Below are 26088 nucleotides of genomic sequence, written 5' to 3'. Positions count from 1 at the left end.
GTGGGCCGACCGTGCCTGGCTACTGCGGCCCAAGCGGACCGGCGTCCCCGCTCTCGTGGCCGCCTTCCTGGCCGAGAAAATCCGCCATCCGTACCAGCTCAGGCACCGATTCGGCGCCCATTTTTCGCATTACCTGACCGCGATGGAGTTTGACCGTGGCCTCGGCGATGCTCACTCTTTCGGCAATCTGCTTGTTCAGCAGGCCTGCGGTGACCAAGGCCATCACCTGGCGCTCACGGTCTGTCAGAAGTGCATGCCTGGCCTGCAGCGCCGCCATGCGTTCGATGTCCCTGCGCCGTTTTGCCGCCTGTTTGATGGCGCGGTTGACGGCTTCCAACAAGTCCTGTTCGCGCACCGGCTTGGCGAGGACGTCGACGGCGCCTGCCTTCATTGCACGCACGGCCATCTGGACATCGACGTGGCCGCTGATCAGGATGACTGCTTGAGGGGAGCCGCTTCTCGCCAGGGCTTCCTGGAACTCGAGGCCGCTTTGCCCGGGCAGCCGAATGTCGAGCACGACGCAACATGAGCCTTCCGGCGGCTCGGTTGCAAGGAACGCCTGCACAGACCCGTAGGTCCTGGTGAGCAGACCCACCGACTCGAAGAGGCCTCGCAAGGCCTCGCACACGCTGGCGTCGTCATCGATCACGACGACGGTTTCCGACCTTTGGCTCATTCCATGGCTCCCACTGCCAAAGGCACCGTGAAACTGAAAATGCTGCCGCGCGGCACATCATTCCTGGCGGAGACCGTTCCGCCATGGGCTTCGACGATGGAGCGGCAGATCGACAAGCCCATGCCGATGCCGCCTGGCTTGGTGCTGAAAAAGGCGTCGAAGATGCGGTCCAGGTCGTTGCGCTCGACACCGGTGCCGGTATCGATGACGCTCACCTCGCCAAACCCGTCTTCACGCGCGGTACTGCAGATCGTCAGGCGCTTGCCTGCTTGCTCGGTGTCTGCCATCGCTTCCACGCTGTTCATCAGCAGGTTCAGCAGCACTTGCTGCAATTGTGTGCGGTCGCCAAGCACCGTGAGGGGTTGCTGCCCGACGTCGAAGCCCGCATCGACGCCGCGTCGCCGGAACTCGCCGTTCAACACCAGCAGGACGTCACGAATCGCCTGATGCAGGTCCATGGGCGCCATGCGCGCGGGCGCCTTGCGAGCGAGTGCGCGGATGCCGGCCACGATTTCTCCGGCGCGATGTCCCTCCCGGACCACCCGCTCGGCCGCCTGCCGCGCACGAGTGGCGTCGAATTGCGCCTCGTCAAGCCAGCGCATGCAGGTCCCTGCATCGGTGACGATGGCCATCAGCGGCTGATTCACCTCGTGTGCAATCGACACGGCCAGCTCTCCCAGGGTGGTCATGCGTGCCACGCGGGCCAGCTCGTTCTGGCTCTGGCGCAGCTCATCTTCCGCGCGCTTGCGATCTTCGATGTCGATGAGCGCCCCATACCACTTCACGACGTCCCCGTTGGCGTCCAGCAGAGGGCTCTGTCGAAACGTGAACCAGCGGTATTCCCCATCAGACCGACGAACGCGTGCATCGATCTCTTCGCCGCGCTTGATTGACCGGACCCTCTCCCAGCGGCGCAGCATGTAATCCAGGTCCTCGGGATGGAACATGCGGCTGTAGCCTTCTCCCACCACGTCTTCGTACCGAAGCCCGCAGAAATCGAGCAGGTTCTTGCTGAAGAAATCGACGTAGCCATCCGGTTCGGAAGACCATGCCATGACGGGGATGGTGTCGATGATCAACTTCAGGCGTTGCTCGCTGGCCTTGAGTGCGTCTTCGGCGCGCTGAAGATCTTCGAAGTCGACATTGGCACCGACCCACCGGACCACGCCGTTCGCGTCGGTGATCTTGCGCCCGGAAAAATAGAACCAGCGGTACTCGCCATCGAATCGCCGGATCCGTCCCTTCAGGTCCATGCGGTCGCGCGTCTCCAGCGCGTCTTTCCATGTCTCGACCATGCCCGCCACGTCGTCGGGGTGGTAGAAGTTGAGGAAGCCCCACTCGAGAATCTGCTCGGCCTCCACGCCCGCGTATTCGGCCCAGCGTCGATTGACAAACTCAGCGGTGCCATCTGGCCGGGCCACCCACGCCAGGACAGGCAGCGAGTCGACGATGAGGCGAAGGTTCTGCTCGCTGGCCACCAGGGCCGACCGAGCCTCCTTCAGGGCTTCTTCCGCGCGCTTGCGATCTTCGATGTCCAGGACGACGCCATACCATTTCGCGACCTTGCCGCTGGGGTCCCGCAAAGGGTTCTGCCGAAGTGTGAACCACCGGTATTCACCATCGGCGCGCCGAATCCGGCCATCGATTTCCCTGACGCGCTTGGACGCCATGATCTCCTGCCACGCGGCCAGAAGGTGGGGCATGTCATCCGGGTGAAAGATGCGATAGAAGCCCAAGCCCAGGATCTCGCTGGAAGAGAGTCCCACAAAGTCCAGGAAATGCTGGTTGCAGAAGTCCAGCATGCCGTCCGGCGTTGCCGACCAGGCCATCGCCGGTATCGTGTTGATGATGAGGTTCAGCCGCCATTCGCTTTCTGCGAGCGCCGCACCGGTGGGCTTCTCCATGCGGGTGTCGGCAGGTGGCCGCAGGTCGTTCAGCTCGCGGATCTCCCGGCACGCCAGACCCGCCTGCATGGCTGAGACCTTCAGACGCAGCCATTCCGAGCGCAGCGGAAAGCCAGCGCGCCGCGAGCCGACCACCAGCGAACCCATGCTGGCAATCTCGCCCAGCGGCACCGCCGCAACACCCAGCACCTCGCCGCCAACCACCATCGATGCCGACCCCAGTTGCGGGTGGGCCGCAAGCCAGGCGTCAATCGAAGGGACGAGATCTCCAGCGGGTTGAGTGGTCGAAAGGGCGTTGCCGGTCCGCAGGAAAAGATGGATGGTGTGGCTGAAGCGAAGGGCGGCGAAGTCCAGGCCGAGCATGTCGATCAGCGTCTCCAGCATGCTCTCGACGATGGCCGTTGGGTCCCGTCCCCGCCAGGTCGACGCAAGACGGACGAGATGTTCGAAGTCGTCGTCGCTCTGCCGCAATGCCTTGTCTTCAGCGACCGCGTGTGGAAGCGTCGCCTGGCGAGCCGCATCCAGCGGACCAGACGGTGATAGTTCACTCACAGAAGTTCCTCGCGGCTGGCTCAGCCAGGACCATGTTCCATCCGTGCGAGCGCAGCCGCTTCTCGCGCCCGGTCGCAGGCGAGCAGCTTACCGTGTGCCCGATGTCGCATCCAACTCGACCATGGTCTAGGGCTGCTCGACCAATCGCTAAGGGGCCACCGGATGGCAGCGGCGCGACGGCGTGGCAGGTGTCTGCGTGCTGCAATCGCCAGGCAGTCTGCACAAAGAGGAGGTGCAACTCGACCAAAGTCTAGCGTCGCCCCACCTCTCGTCGCCCATCGTCGACCAAAGAAGAATTGATCCGGTGTGCATCGGAAGATAGCCTTCACTTGCCGAATTGATTTCTGCAATTTTTGGTCGCGAGGAGTACGGAGAGTCATGAACCACGCGGCGGAGCAGGCTCGGAGGGCATTCGCCTTCGGGCCGTTCACCCTTTTGCCTGAACGACGGTTGCTGCTGAAAGGTGAAACGCCGCTGCGCATCGGTGGGCGTGCGCTCGACATTCTCACCGCGCTGGTCGAGCGTCCGGGGGAGATGGTGACCAAGCGGGGACTCATGGCGCGCGCATGGCCGACCACCATCGTCGACGAGAGCAATCTCAAGGTGAACATGGCTGGCTTGCGGCGCCTGCTTGGCGAAGAGGGTGGCGCCCCCCGGTACATCGCGACCGTGATCGGCAGAGGCTATCGGTTCGTGGCCGATGTTCAGTTCTCGGGATTGGCCGAATCCTTGGTGGACCATGCGCAGCCCATGCGCAAGCACAACCTGCCCACCGGCACGACACGGGTTGTTGGAAGGGCGGAAGTGATCGCCGCCCTGCAGCAGGACCTGGAAGGATCGCGGCTCGTGTCGCTTGTCGGGCCGGGCGGCATCGGGAAGACGACAGTTGCGATTGCCACCGCTGACCGCGCGCTCCCGTCGTTCAAGGACGGTGTTTGGCTGGTGGACCTCGCGCCGCTGAAGGATTCGTCGTTGATCCCCAATGCCATCGCGACCGCCATCGGCATGGCGGCGCATTCGGCCAATGTGCTCGCCGCGCTGTGCAGCTTCTTGCGTGATCGAGAGATCCTGCTGGTGCTCGACAGCTGCGAGCACATCATCGACGCCGCAGCCACTTGCGTGGACCGCCTCCTCACGGAGGCTTCGAAAGTCAGGATCCTGGTCACCAGCCGGGAGCCGCTCAGCTTGCAGGGCGAGCGGGTTCGAAGGCTGCCGGGATTGAAAACACCACCGGTCACACCGGCGATCAACCGAGCGCAAGCCGTGGCCTTTCCGGCTGTGGAGCTCTTCGTCGAACGCGCGGTGGACAGACTCGAATCGTTCAACCTGAGCAATGCGGATGCCCCCGCCGTGGCCGAGATTTGCCGGCGTCTGGACGGCCACGCGCTTGCAATCGAGCTGGCCGCCACGCGAGTCGATGTTTTCGGGATCGGCGAAATCCTGGCCCGGCTCAACGACCGATTCCGGCTGCTGAAAGGACGCCGGTCGGGTCCGGACCGGCACCAGACACTGATGGCGACCATCGACTGGAGTTTTGATCTCCTGTCGAACAACGATCAGAAAATCTTGTCTCGGCTTTCCGTGTTCGCAGGCGCGTTCACCTTGGCGTCCGCTTGTGCTGTTGCCGCTGACGACGGCATTGACCGCGTCAAGGTGGTCGAGGGCGTGGCCAACCTTGTCGCCAAATCGCTGCTTGCGGCGGAGCCCGGCGAGATCGAGCTGGCATATCGGCTGCTCGACACCACCCGCAGTTATGCGTCGGAGAAGCTCGCCGCACACGACGAGCCGGACAGTGCTCACCTGCGCCATGCACTGCATTTCCTCGAGCTGGCTGGGAATGCAAAGGCAGATGATGTTCGTTTGACTGGGCCGGACTGGCTCGCTCGTCACGCCGAAAAGATCGACGACATCCGCACCGCGATTGGCTGGGCTTTTGCCGGCTCGGCACACGCTGCACTGGGCGTGAAGCTCACCGTGGCGGCAATCCCGTTCTGGGAACGCTTGTCGCTGTTCGAGGAATGCCGGCTGTTCGTGAAGCGGGCACTGGAGAACAGCCTCGGGACCGACCGAACCAGGCAGGACGAACTGACCTTGTGCCTGGCCGCCGGTGGGGCGCAATTGTTCACGCGCGGTCCGATGCAGGAAGTCAAGGACCTCTTCACGAAGGCTTTGGCGCTTGCCGAAGAATTGAACCGTGCGGACCTGCGGCTGGAATGCCTCAAGAGACTGTCGGAATACCATTTGTGGGAGGGCGACTCGCGGTCATCCCTGGCACTGTCCGCCGAGATACGAGCGCTCGCAAGCGCGGAGGGGGACCTGATCTCGGTCGCCAATGCGGACGCTCACGCGGGATCTGCCTTGCACTACCTGGGCGACCTGTCTCAGTCGCACCGCCACCTTGAAGACTTCCTCGCGTCACCGGTTCAAACGCGAGCAGGCTGGGAGACCGCCCGATTCCAGTTCAATCAGCGTCTGGAGGCCCGTGGATCCTTGGCGTTTGTGCAGTGGTTGCTCGGTTTTCCAGAACAGGCCCTCGCGACCGCAAAGCGCCATCGCGTAGAGGCAGAGCAAAGTAACCACGCGGTGCCCATCTGTTCCGCCATTGCAATGACCGCAGCGCCTCTTGCCATCTATACCGGCGACTTTGCTGGTGCGGAGCAGGCCTTGAATTTCGCCGCACGGCATGCGGCAGCGCATGGCTTGCCGATGTGGGGCGCCATGACCGAGTGCGTGCGCATCAAATGGTTGCTCGATTCCGGCCGCGAGGTTGACCTGAAGCGGTATGAGGAAACGCTGGTCCAGATTCGCGACGGCAGCGTTGGCATTCGATATGCGCCATTCATTGCGAACCTGGGTCACGTGCTGTCGCTGCGCGGCGATACCACGGGTGCGCTCGCGAACATCGACGAAGCGCTCTCGCTTTCCGCCAGCAGTGGTCAGGTCTGGGGCATCCCCGAGATGCTGCGCCTGAAAGGAACATTCATCGAAGCGGGCAGGCAGGCAGGGTGGGCCGATGCGGCGGCCGAGTGCTACCTCCAGTCGATCAACATGGCACACGCGCAAGGGGCGCTCGCCTGGGAACTGCGTTCGGCAACCAACCTGGCGGCGCTGTGGGCAGATTCCGGCTCCCGCGGTCGGGGCAAGGACATGCTGTCGTCCATCTACCGGCAATTCAACGAGGGGTTTGAAACGAAAGACCTGCGAAACGCACGCCGCATCCTCGAAGCGATGTGAGTACGACGCGACGCTTGCCCGCACACCACCATGGCCAGCACCCGTCGCAGGCGCTCGACTTCCTCATGACCTGGCGGTGCCTGCGCGCCTGGAGCGTGTGCCTGGTGCAGGCATTCCTGGTCAATGCGCTGACCTTTCCGGCCGCGCAGGCATTGCCTGCGCAATACAGCGTCTCGCAGCTCTATCACACGCAGTGGACCGTCCATGATGGCGTGCCGACGGGCATAGAGGCCATCGCCCAGACGCCCGACGGCTTTCTGTGGCTGGGTACCTCGGGTGGGTTGTTTCGCTTCGACGGTGTGGCGTTCGAGCGCTTCTCCGGCACGAACGAGGTTTCGCTCCTGTCGCAGGACATCTATTCATTGCACGTGGCGGTGGATGGTGGCCTGTGGATCGGGCACCACCTCGGCGGCGTGAGCCATTTGCAGGGTGGCCGCCTGGTCAACTACGGCCGGGCAGAGGGGTTGCCCGCTTCGTCCGTGACGGCCATCGGGCATGCAGGGGATGGGAAGGTATGGGCCGGGACGACACGAGGGCTGTTCCGACTCGAAAGCGGGCGGTGGCAGGCGGTGGGCGCCGCCTGGAACGCGCCGACAGGCCCCCTGGAGGCGCTTGTTGTCGATCGCGATCGCACCTTGTGGGTGAAGGGTAACGGGCAGATCTTCTATCTCAGGGACGGCGCGACACGGTTCGAGAAATTGCCGATCACGCTCGGCAAGTCCGTGTTCATCACCATGCTCCTGGCGCCCGGCGGCGCGGCCATGTTGTGCACTTCGGGGCACGTGCGCACGCTGGCGCTGAAAGTGCCGCTCGGCGCCAGCGCGTGGGTGCCGGAATGGCACGACAGGCAGGTCACCGTCAGCGAAGAGGCCACGTGTGTCTTCGACAGGGAAGGCCACTTGTGGGTTGGGGGGAGCGAGGGCGCGAGCCGTTTCCCACCGTCCTCGGAGAACGCAGCATCCACGGCCAATGGGTGGCGCGGCTACAAGGCGGATCTCGCGCCTTTGACCGGCGAATCCGTCTCGGCCGCGCTGGAGGATCGGGAAGGCAATCTGTGGTTTTCAACCCGCGCCGGACTTGATCGCTTTCGTGCGCCGGCCCTGTTGAAATTGCCATTGGATGTCGGATCGAACGAGTTTTCACTGGCGCCTGCGGGTGAGCGCGGCGCATGGATCGGCACGTCGCGGGGCAACATCTTTCGCGCCGGGCCGGTCTCCCGGACGCAGATCGACTTCAACAAGTTGGCGGGCGTGGGAGTGGATACCGTCTACAGCAGCGCTGCGGGCTCGCTGTGGGTGGCAGGTGGGGATTCGATCTGGGAGCTTCAGCCTGATCGCCGTTGGCGGCGCTCGGCCCGGCCTGGCGCACAGGGTGGCCCGGCTGCTTACGCCTACTCCAACATCCAGACCATGACACAGGACGCCCAAGGTGCCATGTGGGTGTCCGTGCTGCGGGTTGGTGTGTACCGGGTGGTCGGGGATGCGTGGACCTTGTGGGGCGGACGCACCGACATGCCCACGCAAAACACGACGGCCTTGTTCACCGACACGCGGGGCCGGGTCTGGTTCGGCCATGACGATGGCACGGTGGCGGTCCTTGACGGCGACAGCCTGGCGATCATGGCCTCGCCGAAGGACGCTCAGCCGCAAGCGAGCCTGGGCGCCGTGGCTTCATTCGGGCAGCAAGGCGATCGCATCTGGGTCGGCGCCGAGAAAGGGCTGTGGCACCTGGAGGGCGGTGTGCTGCGGCCTGTCACGGGAACCCGCGGCGCGTTCATCGGGGTCTCTGGCATCGTGCCGGGTCCGACCGGTGACCTGTGGCTGAGCACGGTCGAGGGCGTGGTGCACATCACCGCCGATGAGTTGGCCCCGGCGCTCGGCCGGCCTGAACGTCCCGTCCGCTATGCGTTGCTGAATTACCTGGATGGCTTGTCGGGGCTGCCAGTAGCGGCGATGGGCAATGGCGGCCGCATCTGGTTTTCAACGGTCAACGGTGTCGTCTGGACCGAGCCCTCGCGCACGGCGCGCAACGTCATCGCCCCCACGGTGATCATCAAGTCGATCGTTGCGGACGGCACCGTGTACGCCTTGCAACCAGGCATGCCCACGCAACTGCCGGTGCACACCCGCGATCTGAACATCTCCTATACCGCGACCAGCCTCACGATGCCCGAGCGCGTGATGTTCCGCTATCGCCTCGGCGATGGGCATGGCGAATGGCAGGAGGTCGGGACACGCAGGGAGGCGTACTTCAGAGACCTTCCGCCAGGCCACCATCGTTTCCAGGTCCTCGCTTCCAACAACGACGGCGTGTGGAATGAAACGGGCGCCAGCATCGAGTTCGTCATTCCCCCCACCTTCGTACAGACGCCCTGGTTCATCGCGCTGTGCGGTGCAGCCGCCGCTGCGGCATTGGGGCTGCTGTACTGGTCGAGATTGCGCTCGATCAAGGCTCGCTTGCGCCTGCGGTTGGAGGAGCGGATGGTCGAGCGGGAGCGCATCGCGCGCGAACTGCACGACACCTTCCTGCAAGCCGTGAATGGCCTGGTGTTGCGGTTCCATGCGGTGATGGAGCGCATCCCGCCGCACGAGCACGCCAGGGGCTTGATGAAAGACGCGCTGGATTGTGCCGACGAAGTGATTGCAGACGGGCGTGATGCCGTGACGAACCTGCGTCTGGCGACAGCCCGTCCGACCGACTTTGCGCAGGATCTGAAACTCATCGGCGAGCGTTGGTCGCGCGACACCGGCATCTCCTTCGACATGCGCATCGAGGGCCCGCTGCGCGAACTCGATCCTGTCGCCGTGCAGGAATGCCAGCGCATCGCCACGGAAGCCATGAGCAACGCGTTTCGCCATGCGCAGGGCACGCGCGTCGAGCTTCGCATTGCCCATGCGCCCAGGCAGTTCCATCTGCAAGTCACAGACGACGGTCACGGGTTCGAGCCGGACCAGCCGCACGCCAGACGCTGGGGCCTCATCGGCCTGCAGGAACGGGCGCAGCGGTTGAACGCGCGTTTGCACGTGAGCTCGGGTGGGCAGGGCACCACGGTGGCCATCGAGGTGCCGGCAAGGATCGCCTACAAGCGAAGGCGGCGCTCCTGGGTCGGGCGGCGCGTTGGTGCGCGTTGCCTTGCCGCAGAGTCCTGAGTCGGACGGGACGCCCCATGCGCATCCTTGCACGTGCGCTGCTGCGGAGGAGCGACTGTCGGCGGCTGGGGGGGCATGAGATTTAACCGCGGTTAACTGGCCTTGTTTGCCGCCGAGGGCGACCATGCATGCATCAAGATTGAAGGAGCGATGCCATGGCTTTGGTCACACCCGCCGTCATAGACGTGACGCACCAGAACGCCGTTATCGAGGCAGGGCTGCGCCGCATCCTCGCTTCGTGGCCAGAGTTTGAAGTACGAGGGGGCGCAGAAGCTGGCGGCCCTGCAACACAGCCGAGCGACCCCGACGTGGTCGTGCTGGACCATGACAAGGGGATCAGCTGGGCGAAGAGCCATCAACTTCACCCCCGAACCAACGTCCTGGTCGTGTCCATGATGGGACAGGAGAGCGACATCCGCAGTGCACTTGCTGCTGGCGTGCGTGGCTATGTGTTGATCGACTGCTCGGCAGACGAGATCGTGAACGCGGCGCGTGCGGTCGCGGCAGGGCGCCGGCATCTCTGCACCGCCGCCACCCTTCGCATGGCGGACAGCCTGGCGCAGCCTGTCCTGACCTCCCGCGAAACCGAGGTGCTCGCCCTGGTCTTCCGCGGCAACAACAACAAGGAGGTGGCTCGCACCCTGGGCATCTCCGTGGGCACGGTGAAGTCTCACATGCGAGGGCTGCTGACGAAGCTCGGTGCGCGTTGCAGGACCGAAGCCTTGTGGGTGGCTTCCCAGCGAGGGCTCATCGACCGGTCGGCAGATGCGGGTTCCGATGGGAACACGGCGCCCAGGCGAGCGCCGGCAACGGGTGGCAGGAGCGTGCCACGCGCCACCGGCGCTCAGTCGCGGAGTTTTGCCAGCGCAGGCGTCCTGCAAGCGTTGCCCGCATGACGCCTCGCAGTGGCCGATGGGCGCTGCGAGATTTTTGCCACCGTGGCCATCTGCCACGGCTGGATTTCCATGCCGGATTGACAGAGGTTGTTTTGAAATTGAAGTTGAGAGCGTTGCTCGCTGCAGTGGCCATGTCCATCTCCGGCTGGGACCAACCGGCCTCGGCCACCGTGTTGCCCAGCGGCATCGACCTGAGCGCACGCGACGAGACCGTGCGGCCAGGCGATGATTTCTGGCACTACGCCAACGGCAGGTGGGCGGCGCGCACCGAGATCCCGGCGGATCGCGAGGTGGTCGGCACCAGCGCCCAGCTTTCGGCCGATGCGGAGGCGAAAGTGCGCGAACTGCTGGAGATGGCCGCGGCCCATCCGGAAACGGTGAGCGCCTCGATGCGCATGGCTGGCGATCTGTACGCGGGCTGGATGGACGCTGCCGAGATCGAGGCGCGTGGTGTCCAGCCGCTGAAGCCCTACCTTGCGCGCGCCGCCGCTGTCGCAAGCCGCGCCGACCTTCAGGCGCTCTTCGCGGCGCCAGGGTACGCCTCGCCGATCGCCATCGACGTCGTGCCGGGTTTCGAGAACCCGGACCATCATGTGATCGCCGTTGCCCAGGGCGAACTGGGCATGACCCGCGACCAATACCTGCTCGAAGGCGAGAAGTACCAAGCCAACCGCCAGGCCTATCGCGCATACGTGCAGCGCATGCTGGCGCTGGCCGGCTTCGACGCTGCGGCCGCCAGGGCCGAAGCCATCATGACGCTGGAGACGGCGTTGGCGCGGGTGCACTGGTCAGGCACGCAATCGCGCGACGAGGCTAGCATGAACGACCCGAAGACGCTGGCTGCGCTGCAGGCGACTGTCCCGCAGTTCGACTGGAAGCGCTGGCTCGCAGCCTACGGCTTCAAGTCGCCGCGCGCAGTGGTGCTGGGCAACAACACCGCGGTGATCGCCATTGGCCGGATCTATGCCGAGACCCCGCTGCAAACCTGGAAGGACTACCTTGCCTTCCGCTTCGTCAACGACAACGCGGCCTACCTTCCCAAGGCCTTTGGCGAGGCCCATTTCGAGTTCCACAGCAAGACGCTTTACGGCGTGCAGCGGCAGCGGCTCCGCTCGGCGCTCGGCGTTCAACTGGTCAACAACGTGCTGGGCGAAGCCGTGGGCCAGGCCTATGCGGCGAGCAACTTCCCGCCGGCCGCCGCCGCGCAGGTCACAGAGCTGGTGGACAACCTGCGCACCGCCTACGGCATGCTGATCCGTCGGTCCGCCTGGATGGATGCACCCACCCGGCAGAAAGCCCTGGCCAAGCTGGAGGCCTTTGAAGCCCGCATCGGTGCGCCGGCCTACCGCGTGGACGATTCGGCGCTGAAGGTCGACCGTGCCAACCTGCTGGCCAGCATGATGAGCCATGCGGCATTGGCGCGCAGCCGGGCCGTGTCGCAGCTCGAAAAGCCGGTGGACAAAGCGCGCTGGCTGATGCTGCCGCAAACACCCAATGCCTACTACGACCCGTCCACCAACCAGATCACCTTCCTGGCTGGGATGCTGCAGCCGCCGGTCTTCGAGGCCGATGCGGACCCAGCGGTGAACTATGGCGCCATCGGCGCGCTCATCGGCCATGAGATGGGGCATGCCTACGATGACCAGGGCAGCGGCCACGGACCCACAGGCAAGCTGGAGAACTGGTGGACCGATGCCGCCAAGGCCGGCTATCAGGCCCGCACCACGGCGCTGCGCCAGCAGTTCGACGCCTATGAGGCGCTGCCAGGCCTGAAGGTCAACGGCGCCTTCACCATGGGCGAAAACATCGGCGACCTCAGCGGCCTGGAAGCGGCCTATCTCGCCTACCAGCTCTACCAGCAGAAGCACGGCCGGGCGCCGGTGTTGGATGGGCTCACCGGTGACCAGCGCTTCTTCCTCGCGCATGCGCGCTTTCGGCGCACCAAGATCCGCGAAGGCACGCTGCGTCAACTCGTGTTGATCGACGCCCACTCGCCGCCGCTGTTCCGGCTCAATGGCGTGGTGCGCAACATGGACGCTTGGTACAAGGCCTTCGACGTTCAGCCCAACGACAAGCTCTACCTGGCCCCGGAGGCCCGGGTCCACTTCTGGTAGCGGGCAGCCACCTGGTTCGCCGCACGCGGCTTCATCAGACTTGACAAATTCAGGGTCCTCAATGAGGGATTCTTTCGATCGCCCACGCTTTGTCATTCACCAGGAAACCTGCCATGCGCTCACTCCGAAACACATTCCGATGGATTTCCCTGGTGGCGCTCGCTTTGCTGCTCGTGGGGGCCAAGGTGCATGCCGCCTCGCCCGCGAATGCCGAAGTGGTCGTGCGACATGAGTTTGCGGAGGTGGATGGCCACAAGATCTTCTATCGCGAGGCGGGCCCTGCGGATGCACCTGTGGTGCTGCTGCTGCACGGCTTCCCCACGTCATCCCGCCTTTTCCGGGCGCTGATTCCGAAGCTTGCGGTTCGATACCGCGTCCTTGCGCCCGACCTCCCGGGTTTTGGGCTGACACAGGTGAAGGATGGCGGGTCCTTTCACTACAGCTTTGACGAGCTTTCGCAGGTGGTCGACCGGTTCACCGAGGTGAAGGCGGTCAAGCGCTATGCGCTCTATGTCTTCGACATTGGCGCGCCCATCGGTTGGCGGCTGGCCGTCGCCCATCCAGACCGGATCACGGCCATCGTGACCCAGAACGGAAATGCGTACGAGGAGGGCCTCAGCCCTGGCTGGGCACCGATGCGCGAATTCTGGGCGGACCCCTCACCGCAGCATCGTGACCCCTTGCGCAAGCTGTTCAAGCTCGAGACCACCCGCTGGCAGTACCTGGAGGGTGTGAAAGAGCCGTCCCGGATCGACCCGGATGACTACCTGCTCGACCAGCAATTCCTGGATCGCCCGGGTCAGGAAGACATCCAGCTGGCCATCCTGCTGGACTACCGGTCCAACCTGAAGCAGTACGCGGCGGTGCACGACTACTTCCGCAAGCACCAACCGCCACTGCTGGCGGTCTGGGGCGCTGGCGACCCGTTTTTTCTGCCCGCCGGCGCAGAGGCATTCAAGCGCGACCTGCCCAAGGCGGAGGTCCACATGATCGATGGCGCCGGTCACTTCGCATTGGCCTCGCATGGCGACGAAATTGCGCGTTGGATGATGGCGTTTCTCGGGCGCAACCTCCGGTGACCCGTGCCATGTGGCGCCGGCAGTGCCAGCGCCACATGGGTTGCCAGCCCAGGGCCGCGAGTGAACGTCGCGGCACCAGGCTCACTGACGCATCAGACGGTTGCCAGGAAGCGCAGCAGGTGGCCGAAGTAGGCATCCTGGTCGTCCCACATCGCCAGGTGGCTGCCGTTGGGGCAGATCTCCGCCCTGGCGTTCGGCATCATCTTTGCCATGCGCTGGAGGTCTTCCGGATCCATGGTGTCGTGCATGGCGCCGAGGATGAGGGTGCGGGTCTTGATGTCCTTCAGGCGATCCCAGCGTTCCCAGTCCTTCAGGCTGCCACTCACCTCGAACTCGCTGGGCCCCTGCATCTGGATGTAGATGTCCTTGTTCATGTGCTTGAAGCTGCGCATCAGCGCATCGGGCCAGGGGTCCAGCCGGCAGATGATCCTGTTGTAGAGGTTCGCCATGATGATCTGCTCATAGGCCGGGTTGTCGAAGTCCTTGGCCTGTTCGAGTGCATTGATTTGCTTGAGCAGCGGCGCAGGCAGCAAGGTCTCCTTGAGGTGGTTGACCCGCTTCAGGTAAGCCTGCATGCCGGCCACCATGTTGGAGATCACCAGGCCTTTCAGCGCCTGGGGGTGCTTCAGCGCGTACTCGATGGCCAGCACGCCGCCCCACGAGTGGCCAAACAGCACGAACTTGTCGAGGCCCAGGCCACGCCGGACTTCCTCCACCTCCTGCAGGTAGCGCGGCACCGTCCACAGCGACGCATCGGCTGGTTGATCGGAGTTGTTGACGCCCAGCTGGTCATGGAAATAGATCTCGTAGCCGGCCTCGGGCAGGAATGCCGCCATGACTTCCAGGTATTCGTGCGAGAAGGCGGGGCCACCGTGCAGCAGCAAGACCTTGGTCGCGCCGTTGCCGACGCGCTTGGTCCAGACCTTGTACTTGCCACCGACGACCGGGACCAGGCGCACGCCTGCCGTGCGAACGCCGACGGGGTTGAGGCCATCGGGAACGGTGGTCGCGATGTCAGGCGATGGTGGCCGCCGTGCGGCAAGGGCCGGCGTGGACGCGAGCGTGGCAGCCGCTGCAGCGGCTGAGGTGTTCAGGAAGTTTCTTCGACTGGTCATGATGGCCCTTGGAGGGTGTGATTGGCGGCGCCTCGCAGGCAGCTCCGCGTTTCGTGCCGCAGTGGCTGCACGGGGAGTTCGGTGGTTGCTGGCCTGTGTCCCGCGGCGAAAGTGCCGCGCCTTGCTGATCGAGCGCACCACGCCGGTGATGCGCGAGCCTGAAGCGGACCAGGTGTTCCTGCCCGCTCAGCGCCAGGCGCTCAAGGCAGCAGTGCCTTGTCGTTTCCGGGAGGAAGTAGCTGACTGTGGGGCCACCGAAATTTGCCGTGACGAGCGACTTTTCGGCGAGCGTGCCCAGCGCCTCCGTCGTTTGCTCAAGGCTCAGGTCCGTGACGGCCGCGGCGGCCGGGCAATCGAATTCGCCGTCGAACACCGAGACAGCACGCAAGACGGTGGCTTCGGCTTCCGAAAGCAGGGCATGGCTCCAGTCGAAGCTCGCAGCCAGGCTCCGATGGCGCTCTGGTCCCGCTCGGCGACCCATCAGGAGATGCAGGCGATTGTCGAGTTGCCCCAGCAAACCGCCGACGCCGAAAGCAGGTATGCACGCCGCAGCCAGTTCGATCGCCAGCGCGAGACCATCGAGTCTTCGGCAGATTTCCGAGATCGCAGCAGCGTCGGCGTCGTGGAACTCGAACCGTTCAAAGCTCGATGTCGCCCGCTCCACGAAGAGCTGGATCGCGGGAAAACGCAGCGCTTGTGTCGCATTCAAACGTTCTGATCGAGGCGGCGCACACAATCCGGCGAGCCTGCGCACCCGCTCTCCCGCCATCTGTAGCGGTGCTCTGCTGGTGGCGAGAATCTTCACGTTGGCCGCGGTCGCGAGAATCTGCGCGGCGTAGCGGGCCGCGCCATCGATGAGATGTTCGCAGTTGTCGAGCACCAGCAGCAGCGCGAGCTCGCGCAGGTGTTCGCACAATGCCGCCCATTCGCCAGGGCCATGCAGTGCAAGACCCATCGCGCTGGCGATTGCGCCGGGCATCTCGTGGGGTTCTGTGAGTGACGCCAGATCGATCAGCCACACACCATCCTTGAACGCGCCCAGCGCTCGCTCGGCCACCGCGAGCGCGACCGTGGTCTTTCCCACGCCGCCCGCGCCAACAATGGAAATCAGGCGGCATTGGGTCAACTCATCCCACGACATGTCGATCACATCGTCCCTGCCCAGGACGCTCGCGCGACCGGCCGGTAAATTGCTGCGCCGTGGCGTTGACGTCGAAGAAGATGCCCGCCCCGCGGGCGAGGTGTGGGCCGTGACCTCTGCGATGAATCGGTAGCCGCGCCCCGTCACCGTCGCGACGTACCTGGCCGCTGATGGATCGTCACCCAGCACACGCCTCAGCGCCGCCATGTGCACCTTGAGGTTGCTTTCCTCGACCACCGTGTCCGGCCAGACGCGTTCAAGCAGTTCGCGCTTGCTGACCACTTCGCCGGCGCAAGTCACCAGGACAGTCAGCATCTCGAATGCGCGGCCGCCAATCCGGACCTGAGTACCGCTTTCCAGCAGCGCCTGACGTTCAGGAACAAGCAGGAATTTTCCAAATTCATATGAACTTGGCGTGGCTTCCCGGGGTTCAGGCTTCATGATCTTCTCCATCACACGAGGTGCAGACCTCACAGTTGGGAAAATCGCAGCGGCAACCCAGGCGCCCATGCCTGCGCATTGACGTGGCTGGCGAAGGGTGTCGTCCGCAATCGATCGTGACTTCCAATGGGCAGATGAGGTGACTTGATGGATCAGGACTTTAGGGAGCCGGGTCAAGCCTCGCCAGCCGCGACGCAGGGACGGGCGCCTCACTCGATAGAGGGAGTCGCGCGCCGTGCAGGTTGACGATGGTCCCGGTAGGGCGGTAACGTCCCGCACGAACCTTGAACGCTGCAGGGCGCGCCAACCAACATGTCTGAGCCTCACGATCGCCCCATTCGCCTCCTCGTGGTTGACGACCACCCGATGGTCCGCGCGGGCATAGCCGCGGTCATCTCCGGCCAGCCTGACATGGCCCTGGTCGCCGAGGCGGGCGACGGCATCGAAGCGCTGGCGCTGTTCGAGCAGCACAAGCCTGATGTCACGCTCATGGACCTGCAGATGCCACGCATGAATGGCATGGCCGCGATGGGTGAAATGCTGAGCAGGGATCCGTCAGCGCGCATCGTGGTGCTGACCACCTACCGCGGTGACGTGCAAGCCCTTCGTGCGCTCAAGATTGGCGCCAGCGGCTACCTGTTGAAAAACGCGCTTCGCAAGGAACTGGTGGCCGCTGTGCATGCCGTGCATGGCGGCAAGCGCTTCATCGCGCCTGAGGTGGCGCAGGAGCTTTCCCTGCGCTTGACCGACGAGGCGCTTTCGCCGCGCGAGGTGGAGGTCATTGGCGAGGTGGCCGCGGGAGGCGCCAACAAGCAGGTCGCAGATCGCCTCGGGGTTTCGGAAGAGACCGTCAAGACCCACATGAAGAGCATTCTCGTGAAGCTCGGTGCGAGTGACCGCCTTCAGGCCGTCGTCATCGCGATGCGCCGGGGCATCCTCAACGAACAGCTCTGAGTCGTCTCTTCATCGGCCGATCTTCGACGGTGGCTTGTAGGCAAGCGCAGCCGAAATGCGCAACTCGATTTCGGTGCCGGCACCCGCGCGGCTCCAGAAATCGAGTCGGGCGCCGATTCGCGCCGCGCGCGCCTGCATGCCAACGACACCCCAGTGAGCAGGGCCCTTGTCCTGCCCGAGCATGCGCGCATCAACACCTGTTCCATCATCGCGGATGCGGATGCTCAGCCTGTCTTCTCCATAGACGATCTGGATTTCTATGGTGGCCGCATGTGCGTGGCGAAATGCATTGAGCAGCGCCTCCCTGCCAATGCGATAGAGCTCGGCCTTGACGAAGGGCTGGAGGTCACGTGCCGTGCCATCGACGATGGTGCGGAAGGTCACATTGCGGCCTTGCCTCAGCGCTTCGCCGGTGGCGGCATAGGCCACCGGCAGGTCGCCCAACGGCTCCTCCGAGGTCCTCAGGTCAAGCACCCTCTCGCGGCCTGTCGTCAGCATGGCTTCGACGCGGTCCAGCGCTTCCAGCAGGGCGGCGCGGGCCGGATCCTCGGGGGACATGTGGTCCACCGCGGCCTGGAACTGAAGGATCAGGCCTTGTGTGCTTTGCAGCAGCGTGTCCTGGAGTTCCCGTGCGATGCATGTTTGCTCGGCCATGCGTTCTTCGAAGCGGGCGCGCATGCGAGCGGCGGCCCGCTGGACGCAGAACCGGAAAGCGGCCAAGGCCAGCAGCGCCACGCCAACGCCGCAGAAAACGATGAACCCATCTGAGCGGATGAAGGCGAGCGGCGGCGCCGGGCCCTGGTCGGCCCCCCAAACGCTGCCACAACTGAGCAGGCAGACAAGCCGGCACCATGGCAACCGCCGCAGGCTTCGCTTCATTGGCGCTCGACTCGAATGGTGGTGAATTCGACTCTATCGAGCGGCGCGGCACTCGAAATCACTCCAAGGGCTGAGTGGCCGTTACCCGGATTGGCATTTTCCGTTCGATGGCGTCTTCATAGCATGCGAGCAAATGCAAAGACTGTTCTCCGCGTTCCCTGGCGGGCCACCGGGCGTCGCGCTGCTCATCATGCGGATTGCGCTGAGCGTTCTCCTGTTGGACGGCGCACTCCGGCCGCCTGGCCCGTTCACATCCGGTGTGGCCATGCTGGCGCCCTGGACGGTGGCGATCGCGCTCTGGATCGGGCTTTTCACGCCCGTCTTCTCGGCGATGTGCGTGCCCCTGGTCCTGGCGATTTGCGTCAATGGCACCGGCGAGATGGACTTGGGGCCCGTCTGCACGATCCTTGAGGCCGCGGCGCTCGCAATGCTGGGCCCCGGGGCTTATTCGTTGGATGCCCGCTTGTTCGGGCGACGAAAAATCATCTTCCCCCGGCATCACGAAAGTGGTGATGAGTAGGGGCTGATGCCGCCCAGCCGCGACCGAAGGGCTTTGCGCTGGCGAATGGCAAGTTGTGGCGCAAGGAGGCGTGGACCTTCAAAGTCCCAGTTCAGTCAGTCCGGGATGATCGTCGGGCCGCCGGCCCAGGGGCCAGAAGAACTTCCGATCCGCTTGCGCGATGGGCAGGTCGTTGATGCTGGCGTGTCGATGCGTCATCAGGCCCGCCGCATTGAATTCTCAGTTATTCCGGGTCGTGAATTTAGGTGCCTCTTTGTCCGAATCAGCCTGATATCGCGCATCCGGATCGCGCCATGTCTGCTGTCCTTTCCATCCAAAGGCCACCCTCGACACCACCCTCTGCAGGATGTGCCTCGCAGTGCTGGTGCCTAACCTTGAAACGTCCGTCATCACACGCTGAGACACGCGATGTCATGACGACATCCTCCAGGCTTGCTGCATCCGCAGACCGGAGGCGCCCCACCATCTACTGACGAGGAATCACATGGACCAGCTTACCCCCCGCACATCATCGCCGACCGACATCCGGTATGAACGAGTCAAGGTCGACGGCGTCGAAGTCTTCTACCGGGATGCGGGTCCGATGGACGCCCCGGTGCTTCTGTTGTTGCACGGCTTCCCCACGTCGTCGCAGATGTTCCGCAACCTGATCCCCCAGCTGGCGGACAAGTTTCGCGTCATCGCCCCGGACTACCCGGGCTACGGCCAGAGCGAGAGCCCTGATCGTGCGAAGTTCGCCTACACCTTCGAGAACTACACGAACATCGTCGACAAGCTGACCCGCCAGCTCGACATCGAGAAGTACGCGCTTTACGTGATGGACTACGGCGGCCCGGTGGGCTTTCGCCTGGCGGTCAAGCACCCGGAGCGCGTCACTGCGTTTGTGGTTCAGAACGGCAACGCGTACATGGAGGGCTTCGGGCACCCGTTCTGGGACGGCATCATGGCCTACTGGGAAACCGGTGCCGCCAAGGAGCGCGAGGCCATCCGGTGGCTGACGACCCTGAAGGCAACGTACTGGCAGTACAGCACCGGATTCAAGGACATGTCGCTGGTCAGTCCCGACGCCTGGACGCTCGACCAGGCCCTGCTCGACCGGCCTGGCAACGCCGAGATCCAGCTTGACCTGTTCTACGACTACCGGACCAACGTCCCGCTGTATCCGTCCTGGCACGAGTACTTCACCAAGTACCAGCCGCCGATGCTGATCACCTGGGGAGCGAATGACGAGATCTTCCCTGCGGCCGGGGCGCCCCCGTACAAGCGTCACCTGCCGAACGCCGAAATCCACATGTTCGACACCGGCCACTTCGCGCTCGAAGACCACAGCCGGCAGATTGGCGACCTGATCCGCGAGTTCCTGCAGCGGGTGGTTCGCTGAACGCCGGGCTGCAGCGTCGGGCAGGTTGAATGATCAGTGTCAGGCCACCACCAAGGTGGCCTGACTGTTTTTCTCAACCAGTGCGAAAGGGCCGCCGGGTGGTGTTCTTGCACCATCCGGCGGCCCTTTCACATCGCTCAGCTGAGAACTCGCCCAAGACTCGGGCGGCTCTCCCTGTGCCGCACCGTCCGAGTTATGCCTTCGCAGCCTGCTGCGCGCGCTGGTAGCTCTCAATGGCGGCGGCGTAGTGCGGGGAGAAGAGGGCATAGATCTCGGCGTACTTTGCTGCGTCGGGCCGGTTCCAGGTTCTCTGCAGCTCGCAAACCATCGCGCTGATGCTGGTCGGCACCACACCGGCCTGGGTGAACCGGGCCAGCGTGGCCCGCGAGGTCAACTCGCTGGGGTCGCCAGAGGCGTCCATGACCGCATAGACCTTGAATCCAGCGGCCACTGCGTCCAGGGCCGGGAACATCACGCAGACGCTGGTCCAGATGCCGGCGATGACCAGCGTCTTCTTGCCCGTCGCGCGCACGGCCTTGACGAAGTCTTCGTTGTCCCAGGCGCTGATCTCCCCTTTGCGTGAAACGTAGGTTGCGCGAGGCGCGAACTGCTCGATCTCGGAGATGAGCGGACCGTTCGGGCCATCTGGCACCGATGCGGTGGTGATGACCGGGATGTCCATCAAGGCCGCGACCCTGGCCAGGGATGCGACGTTGGCTCTCAGCTCGCTGATCTCGATGTCCTTCACGGTCTGGAGCAGGCCTGACTGGTGATCCAGCAGCAGGATCGCGACGTCGGAGGCATCGAGCAGCGCTTTTCCGCCGCCGGTGGTGAGTACGTGTGCCATGTATGACCTTTGCGTGTGAGCCTCGCTTCGAGGCGTTGTTGAAAATGCGGACGGAGCCTGCGGCTTGCGCCACGGGCAGGTCCATTTGCCAGCCACCACCACCCGCCTGTGACGAAGGCGACCGCCGGGTGTGGCCGTCGTCGTGTTCGGAGCAGGTGGGCAATGTCCGGCCACTTTGCCGAACCGATCACCTGCCGGCACCCGCACTCGGGTTGGCGCGCGCTAGGCCTCTGGGCGTAAGCGGCGCAGGCGCCCGCGGTTGGGTAGAGCCGCGCTGCGAGGTCCGGCAGGGAGGGCCTGGCGATGTCACCGGCCTTGCTTGAGCGAGCCGTCCGGCCCGCCGCACAGGTCCCGGTGCCTGGCTTCCCTTTTCGCGACCCAGCGATCCGTGGCGATGTACCCGAGGGTCATCGCCACGACCAACAGCGCACCGGCCAGCACGGGCGGTGCTGGCGACGGGATGCCGGCCCAGCGGCACAGCGCGCCAATCGCCACGCCGAGCAGCAGGCCGATCACGATCCTGGTCTTCTGTGTCGGGCCGGCTTTCATGCGGCGCCTCGCAGCAGGTGGTCAACGCCGGTGAAGCCGAGCGTGATGGACAGGACAAGCAGCGCGCCCACCAGCTTGGGTGGCGCCGGCAGTGGCAGGTCGAACCAGCGGCAGGCGACGCCAATGCCCAGGCCGAGCGCGAGTGAGATCAACAGGTCGTTCATGGATTCATCCCCGAGTTGGAACGGGCACCCGCGCAGCAGTGCGTGCCAGCTGGCTTTCCCGTCGCTGTTCGCCTCGAGTGTGCCGGGCGTGCGGCGTGCAGCTGTGTGCACGGAGGAAGGCACCACAGTGGCCAGAAGAGGCAGGTCGCCGACTTGGGCTGCAGCTTGCTCGGCGCAGGCCTGGCGATCGAGTTCGCCAGCCGTCAAGCAGCGCTTGCCACCAACGGAGGAGGTGGCACCAACCCCCGGGAGGAAGCTGGCGACCCAGCTTCCAAGGACATTGAATGCTCTTATTTTGATGACTGGAACTGCCATGAATGCCCCCCTTGTTCCCAAGCTGACTGCCTTCTCCATCGCGACCGGCTTGGCGTTCGGCGCCTGGCTGAGTCCGGGTGTCGTCGCGGCAGCGCCAGCGGCAGCTGCGAGCCAACAGGTCTCCGTCATCCTGGTGCATGGCGCCTGGGCAGACGGCTCCTGCTGGAACGATGTCGTCCCGTTGCTTCAGGAAAAGGGGCTGACGGTGGTTGCGGTGCAGAACCCGCTGAGTTCGCTGGCCGACGATGTGGCCGCCACGCAGCGAGCCATCGACAGGCAAGCGGGCAAGGTGCTGCTGGTCGGCCATTCCTGGGGTGGAGTGGTCATCACCGAGGTGGGGCGGCAGGAGAAGGTCGCGGGCCTGGTCTACGTCGCGGCTTTTGCGCCGACGGACGGGGAATCGGTGAACGACCTTTCCGCCAACAAGGGCCTGCCGCAACCTCCGGGCCTGGCGGGCATCGAGCAGGATTCACACGGCTATCTGTGGATGAGCGCCAGGAACTTCGGGGAGCACTTCGCCCAGGACCTGGCGCCGGCCAGGACCCGGTTGATGGCAGTGAGCCAGAAGCCCATCGAAGGGCGCAGCTTCGGCGACAAGGTGAGTGTGGCGGCCTGGCGGAGCAAGCCCAGCTGGTATGTACTGGCCGAGCAGGACCACATGATTCCACCGCCCGCGCAGAAAGCCATGGCGCAACGTGCAGGCGCCAAGGTCACCAGTCTTGACGGGGGACATGCCGTGATGATGGCCAAGCCTGCCGAGGTGGCGAATGTCATCCTGGCCGCCGTCAAGGGCCTGGGCACTTAGTCGGCCGACCAACCGCACTGGAGCCACTCGATGTCTCTCCTGATCGTTCTCTTTGCGCTGGGGTTGCTCATCTTCGTGGCCTGCAGGGGGCACGGCGTCATCCTGTTTGCCGCCGGTGGCGGCGCTGCTGGCCGTGCTGCTACCAGTCCGGCCTTTGCGTGCGGGCCCTATCGGTTCACCAATCGCGAGTACCTCAGTTGGTGCATGCAATAGGCCGTCCGTTGCAGCTCTTGCCTATGCCTGCCGGCGCATCGGCTGGCGACCTTCTCTGGGGATTCGCAAGATCTGGCGCCACGGCCTGTTCGACGCGGTGCCCTCGAAAGCCTGGGCGGCAGGCACGCGAAGTTCGACTTCTGTGCCACCTCCGGGTCGACTTGTGATCGTGAGGCTGCCGCCGATCTGCGCGGCTCGCTCGCGCATGCCCAGCAGTCCGTAGTGGCCGGGGCGGGCGCCAGCCGCCAGAACTTCCGGGGCCATGCCCGGGCCGTTGTCGTGCACGCGCAGGGTGAATCGGCGCGACTCGAACTGCAGGTCCACGCGGATGTCGCTGCCCTTGCCGTGGATCACGGCATTCAGCAGCGCCTCACGGCCGATCAGGTAGATGCGGTCGCGGGTGAGAGGCCTCAGGGCCCGAGCTCGCCCGGCCTCCACGATCTCCACCTGTGCTGTTCCCGCCAGTTGGGCTGCGGCCGATTCGAACGCTTCGCGCAGGCCGACGGCGTCGGCATCCGTGCTGCGCAGATCGCGCACCCGGTCGCGTGCCTCGCCCAGCATCTGGTCGGCGTGGTCGAGCTGGCTTTCGATCGAACCGCGGGTGTTGTCCTGGGCCGGCAATGCGGTGGCCACGGCCTGGAATCCAAGGATCACGCCTTGCATGCTCTGCAACAAGGTGTCGTGCAGGTCTCGCGCAATGCGCTCGCGCTCCGCCAGGATCTCGCGCATGCGCGACCGCTCGCGAGCCCTCAGGACACCCACGCGCAGCCGGTAGACCAGCCAGAGGCATCCGAGCACAAGCGACAGCGCGAGCATGCGAAACCAGAGCGTCTGGTACCAGGCCGGCAGCACCTCGAACGCCAGCGACGTGGGCACTTCGGCCCACTGGCCATCCTCGTTGCTGGCCATGACCTCGAAGCGATGGCGGCCCGGCGGCAACTGCGTGTAGTACGCGGTGCGCCGAGCCCCGGCCTCCTGCCACTCGCTGTCGATGCCCTCGATGCGATACCGAAAGCGAACCCGGTCCGCGATGGAGAGCGCCGCCGCCGAATAGTTGAACTCGATCTGGCCGGGATTGGCGGACAGTTGCACCCCGGCTCCCGCTGGCGTGATCGCGCCATCGCTCTTGACCGCCCAGACCTGTGCCACGGGTGGCTTGGGCACGGCCTGCTTGACACCGGGATCGATCCAGAAGCGACCTTCATTGGTCGAGGCCCAGATGAGGCCTGCGGCATCCTGGACCAATCTGGGCGCATCCCCGGGATCTGCGACGCCGTGCAGCCCGTCGTGGTGGTCATAGACCTTGGGCATCACCGCCTGCCCGCTCAAGCCGGCCTTGAGCGTTGCTGCGGGAATGTGAAAGACCTTGTTCAGCCCGGACAGCCACAGATCACCCTGCGGCGTCTCGACGATGCCCGTGATCGCTTTGAGAGCATTGCCCTTGCTCTGCAAGGGGCGGAACCGGTCTCCCTCGAAAACGCCCACGCCGTTCAGCCCGCCGATCCAGACCCTTGCGCCGCGCGCGAAGGCCACCCAGGCTTCGGTCACCGTGTCATGGTAAGGCTCGGACCTGATCTCGCGGAACAGGCCCCCACGCAGCACGAAGGGACCGCGGCGCGCTTTGCCGGCAAACCAGAGCTGGCCCTGCGTGTCGGCATGGAGGATGTAGCGTCCATCGGCAGGCGGCGTGACAGGCCCCCTGGGTTGAGAAATGCGACCGTCTTGAAGGCGCAGCAACTGATCGCCAGCCTGAAGCCACACGGCTCCCGTGTCATCTTCAGCAATCTGATGTATTTGCCCACGCCATGACAGATCGGGCGTCGGGACAAGGGTGAAGTCGGCACCCGCCTCCTTGCGCCACAGCGCGTTCTGGGTCGACACCCAGATCCGATGATTTGCGCCGGGCCGGATGCTCGTGACGTCCTTGATCTGAGGCATCTCCTTGACGTTGCCATTGGCGACGTACTTCAAACTGCTGTTCCATTGGCCCAGCCAAAGACCGCCATCGGCATCGGGTGTCAGCTCGGCAGAGGTCACGTAACGCGGGAACTTCGCCTGCGTGAAGCGCGGGAGCCGAAACCGCTCGATGCCAGTCGCGGTTGCCAGCCAGATGTTCCCGTCGGCATCTTCGTGCAAGTCGTTCACTGAAAGAGACGACAGGCCGCGCTCAGGCGTGATGGCGTCTGCCCGCAGGGCGGCGGCGCCTCCGGGCTCGAGAACCCGTCGCCAGTCGGCCGCGTGCTCGATGCCGATCAGCGAATGCATCCAGAGACCGCCCCGGCTGTCGAACAACATGATGCCGTGGGGCGCCCGCGTCAGGCGCCGCTGGCTGACAGGGCGGCCGTCTTTCATGTCGATCACGGCGATGCCCTCGGCGCCTGTGCACCACAGCGATCCATCCGGCGCGAAGGCAATCTGCTCGCAATCCCGCACGTCAACGCGCTCGAACACCCGCGCGCCCCTGGGCAGCCTGTACAGGCCCACAGGATTGACAAACCAGACAGCCCCCTGCGCGTCAACGACCGGACGGTGGATTGCCCTCGTCCCCTTTGGAATGCCCCATGAATCGTCGAGGGCCTCGAGATGGAGCCCCTCGAGCCGAAGAAGGACACCTCTCTGGTGATACCACCCAACCCCTTGCTGATCGAAGATGAACCTGGCGTAAGGACCTGCGCCAAACTTGTCCTCGACCGCTTCGGTGCGGCCCTGCCACCTCCGCATCAGGCGGAACGTTTCGGGATGGATGTAGTAGACCGCTCCCGTGGGGCTGGTTTGTCCCAGCACGTCGGCGGAGTCCACGAACGGCCCGCCCGCCGGCGCCTTGTCGAACGAGTGGAACTCAACGCCATCGAAGACCTGGCGGCCCACGGTGGTCCGCATCAAGAGCATGCCGTGCGGCACCTGGATGAATTGACCCGCCGCAGCTGCAAGGCCGTCCTTCTCGCCCCAGACGGTGTGCTCGTAGTCCGCGATTGCAAGCGCTGAGGCGCTGGTCAACTTGAGGGCGAGGGCCGTCCAGACCAGCCCTGCCAGCCAACGCGAGATGATTGACTTTCCGTGGCGCGCCGCGTGCCGCGTGCTGCGCGCGTGCGAGTGGAGGCTTCGGCATGGGCGAGTGCTGCGGCGCGATACCAGTATGTGCATGACCCGCCAGCTTACC

19 protein-coding genes and 1 pseudogene are annotated in these 26088 nt (G+C 64.7%); 10 read left to right on the top strand and 10 right to left on the bottom strand.

Annotated features, from left to right (window positions below):
- Nucleotides 1–19: 19 nt before the first annotated feature.
- Together LRH25_RS22955 and LRH25_RS22950 are read right to left on the bottom strand one after the other, a co-directional pair.
- Complete coding sequence (locus LRH25_RS22955) at nt 20–676, bottom strand: response regulator transcription factor (protein ID WP_141284371.1); 657 nt, start codon at nt 674–676, stop codon at nt 20–22.
- On the bottom strand, nt 673–2580 hold the full coding sequence (locus LRH25_RS22950; RefSeq protein WP_141284379.1) for a PAS domain-containing sensor histidine kinase: 1908 nt from the start codon (nt 2578–2580) through the stop codon (nt 673–675). Before LRH25_RS22950 ends, LRH25_RS22955 begins: the two co-directional genes overlap by 4 nt.
- A gap of 930 nt (nt 2581–3510) precedes the next feature.
- Between LRH25_RS22950 and LRH25_RS22945 the strand changes: the two genes are divergently transcribed.
- From LRH25_RS22945 to LRH25_RS22925, 5 genes are all read left to right on the top strand, one after another.
- Nucleotides 3511–6366: an ATP-binding protein gene (locus tag LRH25_RS22945; protein ID WP_141284369.1), complete on the top strand. Its 2856-nt coding sequence runs from the start codon at nt 3511–3513 to the stop codon at nt 6364–6366.
- A 14-nt stretch (nt 6367–6380) separates the two neighbouring features.
- Nucleotides 6381–9515, top strand: a complete 3135-nt coding sequence (locus tag LRH25_RS22940) for a sensor histidine kinase (RefSeq protein WP_141284367.1) — start codon at nt 6381–6383, stop codon at nt 9513–9515.
- A 155-nt stretch (nt 9516–9670) separates the two neighbouring features.
- A complete protein-coding gene (locus LRH25_RS22935) occupies nt 9671–10411 on the top strand; it encodes a response regulator transcription factor (protein WP_141284365.1) in 741 nt (246 codons plus the stop codon).
- A 131-nt stretch (nt 10412–10542) separates the two neighbouring features.
- Nucleotides 10543–12525 (top strand): M13 family metallopeptidase, encoded by a 1983-nt coding sequence (locus LRH25_RS22930; RefSeq protein ID WP_170200687.1) that lies wholly within the window; start codon nt 10543–10545, stop codon nt 12523–12525.
- Between the two features lie 152 nt (nt 12526–12677).
- Nucleotides 12678–13604, top strand: a complete 927-nt coding sequence (locus LRH25_RS22925) for an alpha/beta fold hydrolase (protein WP_231012346.1) — start codon at nt 12678–12680, stop codon at nt 13602–13604.
- 92 nt (nt 13605–13696) lie between these two features.
- Here LRH25_RS22925 and LRH25_RS22920 read toward each other — a convergent pair whose 3' ends face one another.
- The gene (locus LRH25_RS22920) at nt 13697–14719 is read right to left on the bottom strand and encodes a proline iminopeptidase-family hydrolase (RefSeq protein ID WP_141284358.1); all 1023 of its coding nucleotides are present in this window, start codon (nt 14717–14719) and stop codon (nt 13697–13699) included.
- Entirely contained in the window at nt 14619–16301 is a 1683-nt protein-coding gene (locus tag LRH25_RS22915; protein WP_231012342.1) for an ATP-binding protein, read from the bottom strand. The genes LRH25_RS22920 and LRH25_RS22915 overlap by 101 nt, the downstream gene beginning before the upstream one ends.
- A 348-nt stretch (nt 16302–16649) precedes the next feature.
- Here LRH25_RS22915 and LRH25_RS22910 point away from each other — a divergent pair, with 348 nt between their 5' ends.
- Nucleotides 16650–17255, top strand: coding sequence for a response regulator (locus LRH25_RS22910; RefSeq protein WP_231012340.1), 606 nt, complete (start codon nt 16650–16652; stop codon nt 17253–17255).
- Nucleotides 17256–17264: 9 nt separating this feature from the next.
- Here the strand turns inward: LRH25_RS22910 and LRH25_RS22905 are convergent, their stop codons facing one another.
- Nucleotides 17265–17990, bottom strand: a complete 726-nt coding sequence (locus LRH25_RS22905; RefSeq protein ID WP_231012338.1) for a sensor histidine kinase — start codon at nt 17988–17990, stop codon at nt 17265–17267.
- A 277-nt stretch (nt 17991–18267) separates the two neighbouring features.
- Here LRH25_RS22905 and LRH25_RS22900 point away from each other — a divergent pair, with 277 nt between their 5' ends.
- Nucleotides 18268–18654 carry a hypothetical protein gene (locus tag LRH25_RS22900; protein ID WP_141284350.1) on the top strand — a complete coding sequence of 129 codons (387 nt, stop codon included), beginning with the start codon at nt 18268–18270 and terminating at the stop codon, nt 18652–18654.
- Between the two features lie 78 nt (nt 18655–18732).
- Here LRH25_RS22900 and LRH25_RS22895 read toward each other — a convergent pair.
- Nucleotides 18733–18873 (bottom strand): annotated as a pseudogene (locus LRH25_RS22895) (DUF1348 family protein); the annotation flags it as partial.
- A 265-nt stretch (nt 18874–19138) separates the two neighbouring features.
- On the opposite strand from LRH25_RS22895, the gene LRH25_RS22890 reads away from it, so the two are divergent.
- The gene (locus LRH25_RS22890) at nt 19139–20035 is read left to right on the top strand and encodes an alpha/beta fold hydrolase (protein ID WP_141284348.1); all 897 of its coding nucleotides are present in this window, start codon (nt 19139–19141) and stop codon (nt 20033–20035) included.
- Nucleotides 20036–20228: 193 nt separating this feature from the next.
- Here the strand turns inward: LRH25_RS22890 and LRH25_RS22885 are convergent, their stop codons facing one another.
- The 3 genes from LRH25_RS22885 to LRH25_RS22875 form a co-directional block, all read right to left on the bottom strand.
- Nucleotides 20229–20882: an isochorismatase family protein gene (locus tag LRH25_RS22885; protein ID WP_141284346.1), complete on the bottom strand. Its 654-nt coding sequence runs from the start codon at nt 20880–20882 to the stop codon at nt 20229–20231.
- 306 nt (nt 20883–21188) lie between these two features.
- Nucleotides 21189–21431, bottom strand: a complete 243-nt coding sequence (locus LRH25_RS22880; RefSeq protein ID WP_141284344.1) for a DUF1427 family protein — start codon at nt 21429–21431, stop codon at nt 21189–21191.
- Nucleotides 21428–21595 carry a DUF1427 family protein gene (locus tag LRH25_RS22875; RefSeq protein ID WP_141284342.1) on the bottom strand — a complete coding sequence of 56 codons (168 nt, stop codon included), beginning with the start codon at nt 21593–21595 and terminating at the stop codon, nt 21428–21430. The genes LRH25_RS22880 and LRH25_RS22875 overlap by 4 nt, the downstream gene beginning before the upstream one ends.
- Nucleotides 21596–21908: 313 nt before the next feature.
- Between LRH25_RS22875 and LRH25_RS22870 the strand changes: the two genes are divergently transcribed.
- Together LRH25_RS22870 and LRH25_RS22865 are read left to right on the top strand one after the other, a co-directional pair.
- Nucleotides 21909–22715 (top strand): alpha/beta fold hydrolase, encoded by an 807-nt coding sequence (locus LRH25_RS22870; RefSeq protein ID WP_141284340.1) that lies wholly within the window; start codon nt 21909–21911, stop codon nt 22713–22715.
- Between the two features lie 30 nt (nt 22716–22745).
- Nucleotides 22746–22928: a hypothetical protein gene (locus tag LRH25_RS22865; protein WP_170200683.1), complete on the top strand. Its 183-nt coding sequence runs from the start codon at nt 22746–22748 to the stop codon at nt 22926–22928.
- A gap of 21 nt (nt 22929–22949) precedes the next feature.
- Here LRH25_RS22865 and LRH25_RS22860 read toward each other — a convergent pair whose 3' ends face one another.
- Nucleotides 22950–26072 (bottom strand): sensor histidine kinase, encoded by a 3123-nt coding sequence (locus LRH25_RS22860; RefSeq protein WP_141284338.1) that lies wholly within the window; start codon nt 26070–26072, stop codon nt 22950–22952.
- Nucleotides 26073–26088: the final 16 nt, after the last annotated feature.

The sequence above is a fragment of the Ideonella azotifigens genome (assembly GCF_021043325.1).
Lineage (GTDB): Bacteria > Pseudomonadota > Gammaproteobacteria > Burkholderiales > Burkholderiaceae_C > Ideonella > Ideonella azotifigens.
This window is presented reverse-complemented; position numbering and strand designations above follow the sequence as displayed.

Excerpts from the sequence above, each read along its gene's own strand:
- LRH25_RS22955 (WP_141284371.1), bottom strand. The coding sequence starts at position 676 with ATGAGCCAAAGGTCGGAAACCGTCGTCGTGATCGATGACGACGCCAGC.
- LRH25_RS22950 (WP_141284379.1), bottom strand. The coding sequence starts at position 2,580 with ATGGAGAAGCCCACCGGTGCGGCGCTCGCAGAAAGCGAATGGCGGCTG.
- LRH25_RS22945 (WP_141284369.1), top strand. The coding sequence starts at position 3,511 with ATGAACCACGCGGCGGAGCAGGCTCGGAGGGCATTCGCCTTCGGGCCG.
- LRH25_RS22935 (WP_141284365.1), top strand. The coding sequence starts at position 9,671 with ATGGCTTTGGTCACACCCGCCGTCATAGACGTGACGCACCAGAACGCC.
- LRH25_RS22930 (WP_170200687.1), top strand. The coding sequence starts at position 10,543 with ATGTCCATCTCCGGCTGGGACCAACCGGCCTCGGCCACCGTGTTGCCC.
- LRH25_RS22920 (WP_141284358.1), bottom strand. The coding sequence starts at position 14,719 with ATGACCAGTCGAAGAAACTTCCTGAACACCTCAGCCGCTGCAGCGGCT.
- LRH25_RS22915 (WP_231012342.1), bottom strand. The coding sequence starts at position 16,301 with ATGAAGCCTGAACCCCGGGAAGCCACGCCAAGTTCATATGAATTTGGA.
- LRH25_RS22900 (WP_141284350.1), top strand. The coding sequence starts at position 18,268 with ATGCAAAGACTGTTCTCCGCGTTCCCTGGCGGGCCACCGGGCGTCGCG.
- LRH25_RS22890 (WP_141284348.1), top strand. The coding sequence starts at position 19,139 with ATGGACCAGCTTACCCCCCGCACATCATCGCCGACCGACATCCGGTAT.
- LRH25_RS22885 (WP_141284346.1), bottom strand. The coding sequence starts at position 20,882 with ATGGCACACGTACTCACCACCGGCGGCGGAAAAGCGCTGCTCGATGCC.
- LRH25_RS22880 (WP_141284344.1), bottom strand. The coding sequence starts at position 21,431 with ATGAAAGCCGGCCCGACACAGAAGACCAGGATCGTGATCGGCCTGCTG.
- LRH25_RS22875 (WP_141284342.1), bottom strand. The coding sequence starts at position 21,595 with ATGAACGACCTGTTGATCTCACTCGCGCTCGGCCTGGGCATTGGCGTC.
- LRH25_RS22870 (WP_141284340.1), top strand. The coding sequence starts at position 21,909 with ATGAATGCCCCCCTTGTTCCCAAGCTGACTGCCTTCTCCATCGCGACC.
- LRH25_RS22865 (WP_170200683.1), top strand. The coding sequence starts at position 22,746 with ATGTCTCTCCTGATCGTTCTCTTTGCGCTGGGGTTGCTCATCTTCGTG.
- LRH25_RS22860 (WP_141284338.1), bottom strand. The coding sequence starts at position 26,072 with ATGCACATACTGGTATCGCGCCGCAGCACTCGCCCATGCCGAAGCCTC.